Origin of the sequence: Klebsiella sp. HC6, assembly GCF_022605325.1 — a bacterium.
In the GTDB taxonomy this organism is placed as follows: Bacteria; Pseudomonadota; Gammaproteobacteria; order Enterobacterales; family Enterobacteriaceae; genus Klebsiella; species Klebsiella terrigena.
In genome coordinates this window covers 2,367,487-2,382,990 of the sequence record NZ_CP093276.1, presented here as the reverse complement: position 1 = coordinate 2,382,990, position 15,504 = coordinate 2,367,487, and the positions used below count along the sequence as shown (strand labels likewise).

Annotated in this window: 14 protein-coding genes; 7 read left to right on the top strand and 7 right to left on the bottom strand. The window is 62.6% G+C overall.

Features of this window, described 5'->3' with window-relative positions:
- The first annotated feature begins 25 nt into the window (after nt 1–25).
- Both MMW58_RS11605 and MMW58_RS11600 read left to right on the top strand, forming a co-directional pair.
- Nucleotides 26–925, top strand: coding sequence for an ABC transporter substrate-binding protein (locus MMW58_RS11605; RefSeq protein WP_133598356.1), 900 nt, complete (start codon nt 26–28; stop codon nt 923–925).
- 44 nt (nt 926–969) lie between these two features.
- Entirely contained in the window at nt 970–2,310 is a 1,341-nt protein-coding gene (locus MMW58_RS11600; RefSeq protein WP_241723410.1) for an LLM class flavin-dependent oxidoreductase, read from the top strand.
- 35 nt (nt 2,311–2,345) lie between these two features.
- Here the strand turns inward: MMW58_RS11600 and MMW58_RS11595 are convergent, their stop codons facing one another.
- The 7 genes from MMW58_RS11595 to MMW58_RS11565 all read right to left on the bottom strand — a co-directional run bounded on the left by MMW58_RS11595 (nt 2,346) and on the right by MMW58_RS11565 (nt 9,534).
- On the bottom strand, nt 2,346–3,146 hold the full coding sequence (locus MMW58_RS11595; RefSeq protein ID WP_241723407.1) for a phosphate/phosphite/phosphonate ABC transporter substrate-binding protein: 801 nt from the start codon (nt 3,144–3,146) through the stop codon (nt 2,346–2,348).
- Nucleotides 3,139–4,122, bottom strand: a complete 984-nt coding sequence (locus MMW58_RS11590; RefSeq protein WP_133598362.1) for a fatty acid desaturase — start codon at nt 4,120–4,122, stop codon at nt 3,139–3,141. The genes MMW58_RS11595 and MMW58_RS11590 overlap by 8 nt, the downstream gene beginning before the upstream one ends.
- 118 nt (nt 4,123–4,240) lie before the next feature.
- The gene (locus MMW58_RS11585; RefSeq protein ID WP_159235747.1) at nt 4,241–5,098 is read right to left on the bottom strand and encodes a DeoR/GlpR family DNA-binding transcription regulator; all 858 of its coding nucleotides are present in this window, start codon (nt 5,096–5,098) and stop codon (nt 4,241–4,243) included.
- Between the two features lie 123 nt (nt 5,099–5,221).
- Nucleotides 5,222–6,172: a D-ribose ABC transporter substrate-binding protein gene (locus MMW58_RS11580; RefSeq protein ID WP_123709432.1), complete on the bottom strand. Its 951-nt coding sequence runs from the start codon at nt 6,170–6,172 to the stop codon at nt 5,222–5,224.
- Between the two features lie 91 nt (nt 6,173–6,263).
- Nucleotides 6,264–7,322, bottom strand: a complete 1,059-nt coding sequence (locus MMW58_RS11575; protein WP_159235746.1) for an ABC transporter permease — start codon at nt 7,320–7,322, stop codon at nt 6,264–6,266.
- A gap of 23 nt (nt 7,323–7,345) precedes the next feature.
- Nucleotides 7,346–8,884, bottom strand: a complete 1,539-nt coding sequence (locus MMW58_RS11570; RefSeq protein WP_133598368.1) for a sugar ABC transporter ATP-binding protein — start codon at nt 8,882–8,884, stop codon at nt 7,346–7,348.
- Entirely contained in the window at nt 8,881–9,534 is a 654-nt protein-coding gene (locus MMW58_RS11565; RefSeq protein ID WP_133598370.1) for a DUF2291 family protein, read from the bottom strand. Before MMW58_RS11565 ends, MMW58_RS11570 begins: the two co-directional genes overlap by 4 nt.
- Before the next feature lie 442 nt (nt 9,535–9,976).
- Here MMW58_RS11565 and MMW58_RS11560 point away from each other — a divergent pair, with 442 nt between their 5' ends.
- Genes MMW58_RS11560 through MMW58_RS11540 form a run of 5 tightly spaced genes read left to right on the top strand, consistent with a single transcriptional unit; the run spans nt 9,977 to nt 15,490 of the window.
- The gene (locus MMW58_RS11560; RefSeq protein ID WP_241723406.1) at nt 9,977–11,539 is read left to right on the top strand and encodes an FGGY-family carbohydrate kinase; all 1,563 of its coding nucleotides are present in this window, start codon (nt 9,977–9,979) and stop codon (nt 11,537–11,539) included.
- Nucleotides 11,540–11,560: 21 nt separating this feature from the next.
- On the top strand, nt 11,561–13,096 hold the full coding sequence (locus tag MMW58_RS11555; RefSeq protein ID WP_241723405.1) for a glycerol-3-phosphate dehydrogenase: 1,536 nt from the start codon (nt 11,561–11,563) through the stop codon (nt 13,094–13,096).
- A 10-nt stretch (nt 13,097–13,106) separates the two neighbouring features.
- Nucleotides 13,107–14,039, top strand: a complete 933-nt coding sequence (locus tag MMW58_RS11550; RefSeq protein WP_133598376.1) for a sugar phosphate isomerase/epimerase family protein — start codon at nt 13,107–13,109, stop codon at nt 14,037–14,039.
- Nucleotides 14,040–14,088: 49 nt separating this feature from the next.
- Complete coding sequence (locus tag MMW58_RS11545) at nt 14,089–14,532, top strand: 6,7-dimethyl-8-ribityllumazine synthase (protein ID WP_241723404.1); 444 nt, start codon at nt 14,089–14,091, stop codon at nt 14,530–14,532.
- Nucleotides 14,533–14,536: 4 nt separating this feature from the next.
- A complete protein-coding gene (locus MMW58_RS11540) occupies nt 14,537–15,490 on the top strand; it encodes a sugar-binding transcriptional regulator (protein WP_241723403.1) in 954 nt (317 codons plus the stop codon).
- The last annotated feature ends 14 nt before the right edge of the window (nt 15,491–15,504 follow it).

Below are 15,504 nucleotides of genomic sequence, written 5' to 3'. Positions count from 1 at the left end.
ATATTTATTCACCTAGCGAGGCACTATGCACAATATATTAGCTTTCCCTTTTCACCGTCGCCGTTTTCGCCTGTCACTATTAGCCGTCGGATTACTCGGCTTAAGCTTTAGCTCATTAGCGGAAAGCGTCACGATCGGCGGCGCTAATTTCACCGAGAGCTCTATTCTCGCCAATATTTACGCCAGCGCGCTGAAGAAAAATAATATTGCGGTCAGCACCCGGCTTAATCTCGGCAACCGCGAGATTATTATTCCGGCATTAAAGAGCGGCGAAATTGATATTGTGCCGGAGTATCTTGGCGCCCTGCTTAACTACTACGACGGTAAAACCCTGGCCACCAGCCAGAGCGACGTCAGCGCCGAGCTGGCTAAGGTTCTGCCCGCCGACTTCACGCTGCTGACGCCTTCGCCGGCGACCTCAATTACCGCGTGGGCGGTTCGCGCCGACACGGCGAAAAAGTACGGCCTGAGCAAGCTCTCCGATCTGCAGCCCATTGCTCATGAGCTGACCATCGGCGGGCCGCCGGAGCTGGCGGTGCGCGCGCTCGGTCTGCCGGGGCTTAAGCGCGTCTATGGCCTCGAATTTAAGGCGGTAAAATCCCTCGATATGGGCGGGCCGCTGACTCGCCTGGCGCTCAACTCCGGCAAAATCGACGTCGCGACGGTTATCTCCACCCAGGGCAACCTGGCGAAAGAGGACTGGGTGGTGCTGGACGACGATAAGCACGAGCAGCCGAGCCAGAACGTGGTGCCGCTGGTGCGGAAAGCCAGCCTGACGCCGACGGTGAGCAAGGTGCTGAACGACGTCTCCGGCAAGCTGAACAACGCCACCCTGATTGAACTCAACCAGCAGGTCGATCTGCAGCATAAAGATCCGGCCGCCGTGGCGGAAGCGTGGGTCAACGATCATCTGGCAAACCGCTAACCTCTCCGTGCCAGGGATCGGCAATAACCGCAAACGAGCCGCACATGTCTGAAAATCATATGATTCTGAACCTGTTTTTCTTTAATCCGCAGGGGGATTACCGCTTCTCATGGCGCCATCCGCAGGCGCCGGGCAAAGAAATTTTTACCCTCGGCTACTACGCGGAGCTGGCGAAGAGGGCCGAGGCCGCCACCCTTGACGCCATCTTCATCGCCGACCATATCTCGATCTGGGATACGGTGCCCAGCGGCCTCACCCACTACGCCAACGCGCGGCTGGAGCCCATCACCCTGCTCGCCGCTCTCGCCGCCGTGACCGAACATATTGGCCTGATGGGCACCGCCTCCACCTCCTACAACGAGCCTTACAACCTTGCCCGCTACTTTGCCTCGCTGGACTTCCTTAGCGGCGGCCGGGCAAGCTGGAACGTGGTCACCTCGTGGCTGGAAGAGGAAGCGGCAAACTTCGGCCTCGACCAGCTTCCGCAGCACGGCAACCGCTACCAGCGCGCCGGGGAGTTTATCGATGTCGTCACCCGGCTTTGGGACTCCTGGGAGGACGATGCGGTGCTGTATGACAAAGCGAGCGGCCTGTTTGCCGACGCGCCGAAGGTGCACCACCTCAACCATCGCGGTGAGTTCTTTAACGTTCGCGGGCCGCTTAACGTCCCGCGTCCGCCGCAGGGTCATCCGGTGCTGGTCCAGGCGGGATCTTCCGAGGCGGGGAAAAACCTCGCCGCGGCGTGGTCAGATATGCACTTCGTGTTTATTCAATCCATTGCCGAGGGGCTGGCCTATCGTCAGGAGATGAATCAGCGGCTGCGGGACTACGGGCGCGATCCGGCGCACTTTAAAATCATCGCCGGCGTTCTGCCCGTGGTGGTCAATTCCGACGCCGAGAAGGAGGAGCGCCAGCGGCTGAACGAGCGTTTGATGAGCGACCAGATGGCGATAGATCTGCTCTCATCCTATCTGCGGATGGATTTAAGCGCCCACTCGCCGGACCAACCCCTGCCGCCGCTGCCGGACGAGGAGACGTTTGACGGCATCCGCACCGCGCTGCGGCTTATCCGCCACTACGATCCCAGCCTGACCGTTCTGCAGCTGGGCCGCCTGCTGCTGCAAAGCTCCGACAGCTGGCTGCTGATCGGCAGCGCAGAGGAGGTCGCCGAAGCGCTGACCGCCACCTGGCGCGCCGGCGCGGCGGACGGCTTTAACCTGATGTTCCCGCTGCTGCCGGGGGATTTCGATCGCTTCGTCGACCAGGTGGTGCCGATTCTGCAGCGGAACGGTGCGATGCGCACCAGCTATCCGCCGGGCACGCTGCGGGAGAAGCTCGGTCTGCCGCCGGCGGAAAACCGCTTTACCGCCCCGGCTCCGCGCTAGCCTACGCCGAAGGAGGCCTGGCCTCCTTCACCCGCCTACAGCTGGGTCACGCCCCTTGTCGCCGCCTCGGCGCGCCACGCCAGCAGCTGCGCATAGGGTCGGCGCGTCACGACGCTAAAATCGTCGATCAGCTGCGCCCGACAAATATCCCGGTACCGCGCGCCGGTGACCAGCTGATGCAACGCCTCGCGCAGGAGCGCCATCGTCGCCGGCGGCGTATCCTTGCTGCTTATCAGCGGTAGCCCCGGCGCCGACGGGCTGCGTCCGATAACGCTCAGCCCGGCAAGCAGCGCGGGTTCATGGCGCTGCAGCAGCGCCCAGCTGACGCAGTCAATCGCCGCGATATCAGCCGTTCCCTGCTGTAATTCAATCAGCGACCGGCGGTGGCTGCCGCTCCAGCGCACGGCGGAAAAAAAGCGGCCGCTCTCGGCCAGCGGTGCCACTCTTTCCAGCAGCGCATTGTAGCCGGACTGGGAGTCTGGCGAATTGCACACCGCCCGCCGATGGCGAAAATCGGCCAGAGACAAATGCTGATTTACCGCCTGGCTCACCAGCAGGCTACGGTAGTTCGCCCCTTCACAGCCCGGCGCCGCGTAGTGAAAGCAGCCGACGATCTGCACCTCCGGGAGCAGGGTCACCAGCGGATAGCCGCAGGTCTGGCTCAGCAGCAGCTGCGGATCGCGCCAGTGGCTCAGCAGCTCATCCCGGGGCCAGCGGGTCGGCAGGTCGGCCACCGTCACCCCGCGGGCCGTGAGGATCTCGCGCAGCGCCAGCCACAGCGCCCGCGTCTGTTCATGATTAACCGCATACATGGGAAAATCGACAACGTTATTCATGGTTCTCCCCCGCGTCGGGCCGCTTTTTTACGCCGGGATGGGCGTTCACCGCCACCGCGCGAAACGAAAAGCGCCGCAGCCATTCGCCATAGCCGCGCACCACAAAGCCGTGGTTACGCTGCCGGTAGCTCTCCCGTTCGAGCAGATAGAGTTTACGCAATCCGTACCAGGGAACTCCCGGCAGGTCGTGATGGACTGAATGATAGTTGAGGTTAAGAAACAGCACCCGCCACGGCAGCCCCGCTTCATTAATCACCGAGCGCGCCAGCGGATCGTCGGCGGCCCGATGCTCAAGGAAGGAGCGAACCTTGGTGAGCGCCAGCGCCGGATAGCTGACGACGGCGACAAAATAGAGCGGCGAAAAATCGACGTGTGCCATCAGCGCAAACAGGCCGGCCAGCAGCAGGCCGTGGATAGCCCACATCGCCATCGCCGCTTTCTGGCGAAAGCGAAAGGCGCGCCACGCGCTGACGAGCGTTTGCGCAATATCCAGCAGCGGCGCCAGCAGCAGTCGTCCGATAAAGGTATTGCGCAGATGAATCACCCGGCGCTGCCAGGGCGCAAAGCGCCGCCAGCTTTCGGCGGTAAAATAGTAGGATTCTGGATCGTCGACCGGCAGCGTGAGATGGTGATTATCGTGGTGCGCGAGGTGCGAATCCCGGTACAGGCCGTAGGGATACCACACCGCCAGCGGCAGGATGCCCAGCAGCTGATTCAGCCGCGGCCAGCGCGTCGGGTGGCCGTGTATCAGCTCATGCTGTAGGGACATGTACCAGGCGCTAAACCAGATCAGCAGCAGCGTTGCCGGCAGCAGCCCCAGGGTTTGCCAGTATACGAGGGTGGCAAACCAGCCGCCGTAGATGGTGATAATCAGGAGCCAGGTCGGAAGTTCGCTGCGCCATAGGCGGCTGCGTGAAAGCTGGCGGATCAGGTCGCGCTGCTGCGGGTGCAAATAGAGAGACGTTTTTTTGGTCATTACTGCAAATACCGTTTCCGCGTTATCTTTTATCCTTCGAAGATGTGAGATAACACGGAAAATAACAAAGTATTTAAATGACTTAGCTTTGCCAGAAACGTGAATCAGGCCGGCCGGTTTACTTCAGCGCTGCCGCCGGCTTCATCGGCGCCACCACCACGTTAACCCCCAGCTCGCGCATCCGGTTGAGCGCCGGGAGAGGGATCCCCTGATTGACAATCACCACGTCAAACTCGCTGAGGTCGGCGAACCGGTGCAGCGCCCGGCGCTCGAACTTGGTGTGATCCATCAGCAGAATACGCTGCTGCGCCGATTCAAACATCGCGCGCTTGGTTTCGACCATTTCGGCAGATTGATGAAAGACGGCGTCGTCCACGATCGCCGACATGCTGAGGAAAAACATATCCGCGCGCAGCCCGGCAATCTCGCTGCGCGTCATGTGCCCCATAAAGGCGTTGCACCAGTTGTGCAGCTGTCCGCCAAGGCCGAGCAGGGTGATATCCGGCAGGCCCTTGAGCTCGCTCATAAGGGTCAGCGAGTTGGTGATGATGGTCTGCGGCGCCCTGGCGGGCAGCAGCCTCGCCATCTGAAAGACGGTGGTGGAGTCGTCGAGAAAAGTGGACTGCCCCGGCTCCAGGTAGCTGACCGCCACCTCGGCGATAGCCTGCTTCTCTTCCAGCTGGCGGGTTGAGCGGTAGATATCGCTGGACTCCACCAGGCTGGTGGGCGTCGCCGACACCACCCCGCGGGATTTATGCAGCAGGCCGCGCTCGACCAGCTCGTCGATATCGCGATGGGCGGTCATCAGGCTAATGCCAAAGCGCTCGGTAATATCCTCAATCCGAATCGCCCCTTCGACCATGACGGCTTCGACAATCAGCTGGCGACGCGCGCGCTGGCGGGCCTGTCGGCTATCGCCTGGCAGCCCTTCCGCCAGAAAAGCGTTGAGTGAATGATCCTGCGTAAATTGCGTCATAGTTCGTCCATAAAGAGATCGGTAAAGGGCCTGAACAGCGTCAATTACAGCGCTATAGCCGCCATACTTCAAGCGGCTTTCGCGCAAAGGGGCGGCGAGCGCCCCGATGCGGAGACTACGCGGTCATTCGGAGAGGATAAACGGTGAGGTCATTTTCGCGGCGTTATCTTTGGTTATCAGGATGCAGTCAAAAAGCTGCTTCTCCGCCGCGGCGCCGGTCTTGCCCGTTTTCAGGAACGTATCGGCCTGCTCCACCGCTTTGGCGGTAAAGGTCGCCACCGGCTGCATCACGGTATAGGCCAGGCTCCCCTCCTTCACCGCATCGACCGCGTCCGGCGAGCCATCAAAGCCGCCGACAGTCACCTGCTTGAGCTTTCCGGCCTCCTTCAGCGCGGCGATCGCGCCGAGCGCCATCTCATCGTTACCGCTGATGACGCCCTTAACGTTCGGATTGGCCTGCAGCAGGGACTGCATCTTGTTAAAGCCCTGGGTGCGATCCCAGTTAGCCACCTCCGAGCCGACCTTCTTGAGGTCCGGATACTGGCCGAGCACGGTTTCGAAGCCGTTGGCGCGGGTGGCGGCGTTGTTGTCGGACGGCGGCCCCTTCAGCTCGACGTAGTCGCCGCTGTCGCCGACCTGCTGCACCCACTGCTGGGCCCCCAGCGCGGCGCCCTGCGCGTTATTGGAAACCAGCTGCGCTTTTGCCAGCCCGCTTTGATTCAGCTCGGCGTTGATAATAAACACCGGAATGTGGGCGGCAATGGCTTTTTTCACCGAGCCAATAGAGCCGTCGGCGTTCGCCGGGTCGAGGATAATCACTTTTGATTTATTGGTGATTGCCGTATCAATCAGCTGGCTTTCGGTATTGGTATCGCCTTTATGAGCGCTAACTTTCGCGGTGTAGCCGAGCTTCTCCGCCGTCTTCTGCGCCACCTGCCCCTCCGCCAGCCAGTAGGGGTTAGAGGGGTCATTAACGATAATCGTCATCAGCCCATCGGCCCAGGTTGGCGCAGAGAAGGCGGTTAACGCTGCGGCGGCGGCAACGAGGATAAAACGCTTGCTGTTATCAAACATCATAGTGGTAGTGCTCCGTTATTTTAGGATACAGGTACGGATTAACGTCAGAACGGATACGGCCCGGCCTCCGCTGCGGACAAGTTTCGGGCTAGCGGCCGCGCCGGCCGTATTGCAGGGTGTTCAGCAGCACCGCCAGCACGATCACCGCGCCGGTAAACACCGTCTGCCAGTAGGCGGAGACGCCGATAATCACCAGACCATCGGAGAGGAAGCCGATAACGAAAGCCCCCAGCAGGGTGCCGCGCACGTTGCCGCGCCCGCCGGTCAGCGCCGCGCCGCCGATCACCACCGCGGCGATCGCCGTCAGCTCGTAGGTGGTTCCGGCGGTGGGCCCGGCGGAGGTCAGCTGCGAAGAGAGCACCAGCCCGGCCATCGCCGCGCAGAGCCCCGACAGCACGTAGACGCTGATTTTGACGCGCTTAACCGGCACGCCGGATAGCTCAGCGGCGCGCTCGTTACCGCCGCAGGCGTACAGCCAGCGGCCAAACGCAGTACGGCTCAGCAGGAAGCCGCAGGCCAGCGCCGCCGCCCCCAGCACCAGCACGCCGACGGGAATGTTAAAAATACGGTTGAACCCCAGCCAGTCGAAGCCGGTATTCCCCAGCTCCGCCGCGCCGGAGAGCTTGTTGTAGGTCAGGCCGTTGGTCATCAGCAGCGCCACGCCGCGGGCCACGTACAGCGATCCCAGCGTGGCGACGAACGCCGGCACCCGGCACCAGGCGATCAGCACCCCGTTGATCAACCCCACCAGCGCCCCGACGGCGAGGGTCAGGATCGCCACCGCCCACACCGGCAGATAGAGCACCACGCCGGCCGCATCGAGATGAATGCCCTGCATCATATAGCCGGCGCAGACCCCCGCCAGGCCCAGCGTGGAGCCCACGGACAAATCGATGCCGCCGTTGAGAATAACCAGCAGCATGCCAATCGCCGGCAGGCCAAAAATGGCGACGTGCGAGGCCATGGTGAGAAAGTTGGCGCCGCTTAAATAGTTCGGCGACAGGAATGAGAACACGGCGATAATCAGCAGCAGGGCGAAAAAGGCGCGCCCCTCCAGCAGGATACGCGCCACGCTCATCCCTTTATTTACCCGTCCTGCTCGCGCCAGCGGCGTAGCGGGGCTTAACGACTGAGTTCTGTCGGTCATGGTTTCTACTCCAGGTTTTATTTTCATGCCACCAGCGACTCGCCGGAGGCCGCCATGATGCGTTCTTTGCTTACGTTGGCGTCAAACACGGCCGTAATCCGACCTTTGCTCATCACCACAATACGGTGGGCAATGCTTAGGCACTCCCCCACTTCCGAGGTGGAGTAGATCACCGCCAGCCCCTGCCTGGCGTTCTCCGCCAGCAGCCGAAAGACCTCGGCTTTGGCGCCGATATCGATCCCGCGGCTGGGCTCATCGAGTAAAATCACCTTTGGCCGGGTAGCGAGCATTTTGCCGATCACCACCTTCTGTTGATTCCCCCCGGAAAGCGAGCCGATCGCCGCCTCCCCGCCGGCCGTTTTGACCGTCACGCTGCGGATGCTGTCGTTGATGAGCTGCTTTTCCCGCCGCGTGGAGAGCACCATGCCGCGAATAAACTCGCCGATGCTGGCGAGGGTCAGGTTTTCCCCCACCGACATGGTTTGCACCAGCCCGTCGCGCTGGCGATCTTCCGGCACCAGCGCCAGGCCGCTGGCGATGCGCTGCGCAATCGACAGGCCGGAGACGTCGCCGTCGCGCAGCGAAATCGTCCCCGCCGACTGCCTTAAGCGCCCGGCGATGCACTCCATCAGCTCGGTCCGCCCGGCCCCCATCAGGCCATAAATACAGACGATCTCTCCGGCGCGTACCGTCAGCGACAGGTTGTCCACCAGCCGAATCCCGGCTTTGCCTTTTACCGTCAGGTCGCTGACCGCCAGCGCGGTTTCACCGAACGCATAGCCCTCCGGTGGCGACCCGAGATCGAAGCTGTCGCCCACCATGTTGCGCACCACCCAGTCGAGGTCGATCTCATCCCGGCGGGCCCAGGCGGTCATTACGCCGTCGCGCAGCACCACCGCGCGGTCTGTTATCTCCAGCGCCTCCTCCAGGTGATGGGAGATGTAGACAATCGCCACCCCCTGGCTGGTGAGATCGCGAATCACCTGGAACAGCACGCTGACCTCCGCGGCGCTCAGCGCCGAGGTCGGTTCATCCATAATCAGAATTTGCGAATCCACCGACAGCGCCCGCGCAATCTCCACGATCTGCTGCTGGCCAAGACGTAAATTTTCCACCAGCGCCAGCGGCTCAATCCCCTCCTCCAGCGACTTCATCAAGTGGGCGGTCAGCCGCGTCTCTTCGGCATAATCGACGCCGCCCGGCTTCATGATTTCGCGGCCAATAAAGATGTTGTCGCGAACGTTCATGTTCGGCGCCAGGTTCAGCTCCTGGTGGATAATCGAAATCCCGCTGTCCCGCGCATCGCTGGCGGAGCTGAAGACCTTCACCTGACCGTCGAGCACGATTTCGCCGCTGCTTGGCGTAATCACGCCGGAGAGTATTTTCATCAGCGTCGATTTTCCGGCGCCGTTTTCACCAAACAGCGTGGTGACCTCGCCGCGGCGAATATCAAAGTTGACGCCTTTGAGGGCGTGGGTGGAGCCGTAGACTTTGCTCACGTTGCGCGCCGAGAGAATAACCTCGCCCTTCAGCAGCGCCGGATGCAGTTTGGGTTGTTTCATTTCACCTCCAGGCTGACCGGCGTGACCAGCCAGTTATTGGGCGTCAGCAGCCGAAACACGCCGACGACAGCGACCTGCTTGCCGGGGAGCGCCTGGCGGTCGAGGGTATCCAGCAGCGTCGCCTTTAGCGTCCGGTTGAGAGCCGCGCCGGCGTTCTGGTACTCGATCTGGTTAGTAAAATCACCAAACTGGATGCTGCCGGTGGCGTCCCGCAGCTCGGTGCCGGTGAGCACCGGCCCCGTCTGCAGGCGAATCTTCCATCCTTCGGGGAGTCCGGGCACCGCGACGCTAAAGATCCCCGCCTTTTCGTCGCCCACCGCGCCCTGAAAACGCACCGCCATCACCGGCAGCGTGGCGCCAACGCCATATTTTTTTATCGCCGCCTGCGGGTCGGCCTTTAACGCAGCAGCCAGCTCGTTCGCCTCCACCGCGCGGCTTTCAACGGCGCGCTTAATGTCAGGAAAGGTTTTGTCGCCATAGGTTTCGACGGAGAACCCCTGCGCCTGCGCCGCCGCGCCGGAGCCCGTTTTGACGACTTTGGTATCTGCCGCAATGGCGGCGATGGCCGCCGCGACGGCGAGGCCGGTTAGCGCGTAGCGGCGAATGCGCTGACGCGAGTGCCGGGCAGAGAGGGCGGAAACACCGGACATAATGTTGACCTCACAGAGAGTTAGCTTTGACGCTGATAGCGCGCCTTAGTGTTATAAATACGATAACTATATGTGATGAGAATTGTTCGTTTGTTGCACGATTGTCAATATGGGTTTGAGTTTTTTCTACAGAGCGCGATCTGGATCGAAAATTTTATCGCAGCGGGAAACGGGCTGAAAGATGGGTAACGTAAGGCGACAAAGGAAAATACTCAGGGCTATCGATCGCCAGGTAAAGGTTAAAACTGTGATCGTCCCCGCTTTCTTATCTGAAATTTATTACACAAAAAGAAAAATAATACATCGGTAGTGTTAACTGTGTGATAGATAGTGTATGAAGTTATTTATCAAAACAATCACACTTAATTAACACACTGGTGACGACAGATGAACATTCTCTCCCTTCCTCCACGAGGAGTACACCGGCGCTGCGGAGGCATCGATGGATAATCGCGACATTATTCTGGGGCTGGATTCGGGTACCTCGGTGGTCAAAGCGGTGGCTTTCGATCTCGAAGGGGAGCAGCTGGGCTGCGCCTCCGCGCGCAACAGCTATCGCCGGGCGGAAGGCGGCGCCGCGCTGCAGTCGATGAGCAAGACCTGGGAGGATGCGGTCGACGCCATCCGCCGGCTGGGTGAGCGTATCGATAACCTCGCCGCCCGCGTGGTCGCCGTGGCGGTCACCGGCCAGGGAGACGGCACCTGGCTGGTGGGTGCCGGAAACCGACCGGTTGACGACGCCTGGATTTGGCTCGACGCCCGAGCGGCGCCGACGGTTGAGCGGCTGAAGCGTTCGCCGCTGGCGCGCGCGCGCTTTGAGGCGACGGGAACCGGCCTGAACACCTGCCAGCAGGGGTCGCAAATGGCGCATATGGATCGCTGCCATCCCGCGCTGCTGGATAAGAGCGAAGTGGCCCTGCACTGTAAAGACTGGCTCTATCTTAACCTGACCGGCGTGCGCGCCACCGACCCTTCGGAAGCCAGCTTCACCTTCGGCAACTTCCGCACCGGGCGCTACGATCCGCAGGCCATCGCCGCGCTGGAGCTCGAGCACCGTCGCCACCTGCTGCCGGAGATCGTCGACGGAACGCAGACGACCCATCCGCTTAGCGCCGAGGCCGCGGCGGCGACCGGCCTGCGGGCGGGCACCCCCGTGAGCCTCGGCTACGTCGATATGGCGATGACCGCGCTCGGCGCCGGGGTGCATACCGGGGCGGCAAACAGCGCCTGCTCCATCGTCGGCTCAACCGGGGTGCACCTGCGCGCGCTCCCCACCGCCGAGGTCTGGCTCAACCCGCAGCAAACCGGATACGTCATCCCCCTTCCCTGGCCGGGCTACGTCACCCAGGTGCAGACCAACATGGCCTCAACCCTGAACCTCGACTGGCTGCTGCACGTTGCCAGCGACCTGCTCAACGACTTCGGCTGCGAGGTCGACCACGCCAGGCTGGTGGGCCATATCGACCGCTGGCTGAGCGAGGCCCAGCCCGGCAGCCTGCTGTATCACCCCTATATTTCCGAAGCCGGCGAGCGCGGCCCCTTCGTCAACGCCGAGGCCCGCGCCAGCTTTGTCGGGCTGAGCTACAGCCACGGCTTCGGCGACATGGTGCGGGCGGTGATTGAGGGGATCGGCTTTGCCGCCCGCGACTGCTATCAGGCCATGGGCCACAGCATGCCCGGAGAGCTGCGGCTCACCGGCGGGGCCATTCGCTCCCCGCAGCTGCGGCAGATCCTCTCGGCCTGCGTCGGCGTGCCGGTGCGCAGCAGCCGCCGGGAAGAGGCCGGCGCCGCGGGGGCGGCGATGATGGCGGCGGTCGCTATCGGCGCCTATCCCACCATGGCGCGCTGCGTCGAAACCTGGGTAACGCCGCTGCTGGACGCCCCGGAAGCCCCCTCTCCCGCGCTGGTTGAACGCTATCAGCACCTTTTTCACAGCTACCAGCAGGTTCGCAGCGAACTGCCGCCGGTCTGGCACGCCCTGCGGCAGCCGGGCGCGGGCCGTTAACCGGATTAATGGAGTCCCAAAATGAGTGAAACGATCCTCGATTTATTTGTCATTGGCGGCGGCATCAACGGCGGGGGCATCGCGCGCGACGCCGCCGGACGCGGCCTGTCGGTCATGATGTGCGAGAAGGACGATCTGGCGCAGGGCACCTCGTCGCGATCCGGCAAGCTGGTGCACGGCGGGCTGCGCTACCTCGAGTACTATGAGTTCCGCCTGGTACGGGAAGCGCTGATCGAACGCGAGGTCCTGCTGCAGTCCGCGCCGCACATCATCTGGCCGATGCGCTTCGTCCTGCCGCACAGCCCCATCGATCGTCCGGCGTGGCTGGTCCGCCTCGGCCTGTTTCTCTATGACAACCTCGGCGGGCGCAAAAAGCTCCCCGGCACCCGCACCCTCGATTTACACCGCGACCCGCAGGGCGATCCCGTACTCGACCAGTATGCTAAAGGCTTCGAGTATTCAGACTGCTGGGTTGATGACGCCCGGCTGGTGGTGCTCAACGCCCGGGACGCCGCCGAGCGCGGCGCCACCATCCTGACCCGCACCCGCTGCGTCGCGGCAAAACGCGCCGAGGGCGCCTGGGAAATTACCCTGCAGAATACGCTGACCGGCGCGCAGGAAACCGTCCGCGCCAGGGCGCTGGTCAACGCCGCCGGCCCGTGGGTGCTGGATATCATTACTCAGGTCACCCGCACCCGCAGCAGGCGCAGCGTCCGGCTGGTGAAGGGTTCCCATATCATCGTCGATAAGTTTTGGCAGGGACAGCAGGCGTATCTGATCCAGAACCACGATAAGCGGGTGATTTTTATCAACCCCTATGAAGGCGATAAGGCGCTGATCGGCACCACCGATATTCCCTGGGAGGGCGACGCCGACTCCGTCAGCGCCGACGACCGCGAGCAGCAGTATCTGATTGACGCCGTTAACCGCTATTTCAAAATCAAGCTGCGGGCTGAGGATGTTATCACCCGCTTCTCCGGCGTACGTCCGCTGTTTGACGACGGCAAGGGCAACCCCTCCGCCGTGACCCGCGACTACGTCTTCGACCTTGATGATGAGCAGCAGCTGCCGATTCTGCATATCTTCGGCGGTAAAATCACCACCTTCCGCAAGCTGGCCGAACACGCCGTGCAAAAGCTCGCGCCCTATTTCCCGCAGATGGGGGGCGACTGGACCCGCGGTGCCACGCTGCCCGGAGGCGAAATCGCCAACGCCGACTTTGACACCTTCCTGCAGACGCTAAAAGAGCAGTTCCCCTGGCTGCCGGCGGCGCTGCGCGGGCACTACGCCCGGCTGTACGGCGCCAGATTGCCGCAGCTGCTGGGTGACGCCCGCAGCCTGCAGGATTTAGGGCAGCATTTTGGCGGCCTGCTCTACGAAGCCGAAGCCCGCTATCTGGTCGAAAACGAGTGGGCCCGGCAGGCAGAGGATATTTTGTGGCGACGCACCAAGCATCGGCTGCACCTGACCGGGGAGCAGCAGCAGCGCTTTAGCGACTGGTTCGCCATGAGCTTCGTGCCTCTTGCCGAGGCGCCGCCTCGCGCCCGGGCCGGTTAAGGAGAGCATAATGGCGCTGACTCTGTCCCTGAATACCAATCCGCTGGTTAACCGCTTTGCCGAACCTGAGGATCTGATTGATACCGTGGCGCGGCGGATTCGCATCCGCGATCTGCAGCTGACGCACGAGTTTATCAATCCCGGCTGGCCCGCACCGACCATCACCCGAATGACGCGGAGAATGCGCGCGGCGCTGGGCAAAACCGGCGTGCGCGTCACCTCCGGGATGACCGGCCCCTACGGGCGGCTGAACCACTTTGGCCATCCCGACCCCGCCGTGCGCCGCTACTATATTGACTGGTTTAAAACCTTTGCCGATATCACGGCGGAGCTCGGCGGCCGCGCCGTCGGCTCCCAGTTTGCCATTTTTACCTACCGCGACTACGGCGATGCGCGGCGGCGGGAGGCGTTAATCGACGCGGCGGCTGAGTGCTGGGCGGAGGTTGCGGAGCATGCGAAGGCGGCGGGACTGCAGTATCTGTTCTGGGAGCCAATGAGCGTCGGGCGCGAGTTTGGCGAAACCCTTGCCGCCTGCCGGGCGCTGCAGGCGCGGCTGGCCGCTGCGGGAATGGCGCTGCCGATGCGGATGATGGCGGATATTGACCACGGCGACGTCACCTCCCCCGACCCGCGCGACTATGATCCCTACGCCTGGGCCGAAACCGTCCCCCGCGACTCGCCGATTATCCATATTAAACAAAGCATGTTGGATAAAGGCGGGCATCGACCCTTTACATTACAGTATAATGTTAACGGACGGATCCAACCCCAACCGCTGCTCGACGCGCTCAGGCGCGGCGGCGCCGAGGATAACGAGATCTGCCTTGAGCTCAGTTTTAAAGAACGCGAACCGACCGATAGCCAGGTTGTCGCCGATATCGCTGAAAGCGTGGCCTTTTGGGCCCCCTATATCGATAGCGGAGTCGAGGATCTGCTGGTCTAAATGATTGGGCCCGCATCGCCCGATGCCGGCCGTTTAACAGGAGTGAGTCATGCCATCGTTAAGAGTCGCCTTTATCAAAGCCAACTGGCACGCGGATATCGTCAGCCAGGCCGAGACAGGTTTCCGCCAGGAGCTGGATCGCCAGCAGGCGGATTACGCCGTCGAGAGCTGGGATGTCCCTGGGGCGTTTGAAATGCCGCTGCTGGCCCAGCGGCTGGCGAAAAGCGGCAGCTATGATGCCATCGTCTGCGCCGCGCTGGTGGTTGACGGCGGGATCTATCGCCATGACTTCGTGGCCCAGGCGGTGGTCAGCGGCCTGATGCAGACGCAGCTGGCAACGGAAGTGCCGATGTTCTCGGTCTCTCTGACGCCGCACAACTTCCAGCCCGCCGCCGAATTTATCGATTTTTACCGCGATCACTTCGTGAAAAAGGGCCAGGAAGCGGCGAAGGCGGTCCTGCAGATCCATCGCCTGCCGCTGTCAAAAGCCTGAGAAGATGAAATTAACCTCTCTTCCCGACGGCGACGACTCCCTGAGCCTGCGGGCGGCCTGGCTCCACTACGTGGGCGGGCTCACCCAGGCCGAGGTGGCCAAACGCCTCGGTCTACCGTCGGTCAAAACCCATCGCCTGATCGCCCGCGCGGTGGCGGAAGGCGCGGTGAAGGTGACGATTGACGGCGATATCGTCGGCTGCGTGGAGCTGGAGTCGCGCCTGCGTCACGACTACGGGCTCGATTTCTGCCGCGTGGCGCCGGACGTCGCCGAAGAGGGGCTGCCGGTGCGCGCCCTGGGGGTGGCGGGGGCGGACTATCTGCGCACGGTGCTGGCGAACAATCCGGATATGACCATCGGGCTGGGCCACGGGCGCACGCTGTCGGCCGCCATCCACCAGCTGCCGCGTCTCGACGCGCAGCGGGTGCGCTTTGTCTCGCTGCTCGGCTGCCTGACCCGCAACTACGCGCTCAATCAGCACGACGTCATGCACCGTATCGCCGAGAAAACCGGGGCCAGGGCCTATATTATGCCGGTGCCGTTTTTTGCCAACACCGTGGAAGACCGCGACGTGCTGCTCTCCCAGCGCGGCGTTAGCCAGATATTTGCAATGGCGGCGGCGAGCACGCTGAAGCTGGTGGGCATCGGCACCGTTGAACCCGCAGCGCAGCTGGTGGAAGCCGGGATGCTGGAAGCCCAGGAGATGCACGAGATCTCCGCGTCCGGTGCGGTGGGCGAGATGCTCGGCCACTTCTTTGACGCCCGCGGGCAGCGCATTGATAACGGCCTCACCGCCAGAACGCTGGCGGTACCGCTCGATCCGCACGGCCGGGACAACATTGTGGCCCTCGTCGGCGGCGCGGCGAAAGTGCCGGCCCTGCGCGCGGTGCTGGCCAGCGGCCTGCTGCGCGGGCTGATTACCGACGAGCTGACGGCCCAGGCCCTGCTCACCCCTTAGCCATAGTCCCGCCG